We start from the raw sequence: 460 nt of genomic DNA on the forward strand, positions 1-460 counted from the left end.
GTCGAACTCCTGCGTGCGGATCTCGCCGAGCGGGCCCGCATGATCGTGGAGACGGCGGCCGCCGAGGGCTCGGGAGACTTCGTCGAGCAGGTGTCCTGCGAGCTTCCGCTCCAGGCGATCGCGGGGTTGATGGGCGTACCGCAGGAGGACCGCAAGAAGCTGTTCGACTGGTCCAATCAGATGGTCGGCGATCAGGACCCGGAGTTCGCCACCAACGATGCGATCAGCGCCTCGGTCGAGCTGATCATGTACGGGATGCAGATGGCGGCCGAGCGGTCCAAGAACCCCGGCGACGATCTGGTCTCCAAGCTTCTGCAGGCCGACGTGGAGGGGCACAAACTCTCCGACGACGAGTTCGGCTTCTTCGTCATCCTGCTCGCGGTGGCAGGCAACGAGACGACCCGGAACTCGATCACCCAGGGAATGATGGCGTTCGCCGATCACCCAGACCAGTGGGAGT

Annotated in this window: 1 pseudogene; it reads left to right on the forward strand. The window is 64.6% G+C overall.

What is annotated here, in order from left to right:
• Nucleotides 1-460: pseudogene (locus RM844_RS32605) on the forward strand (steroid C27-monooxygenase); the annotation flags it as partial.

It is taken from the genome of Streptomyces chisholmiae, from assembly GCF_031845445.1.
GTDB lineage: Bacteria > Actinomycetota > Actinomycetes > Streptomycetales > Streptomycetaceae > Streptomyces > Streptomyces chisholmiae.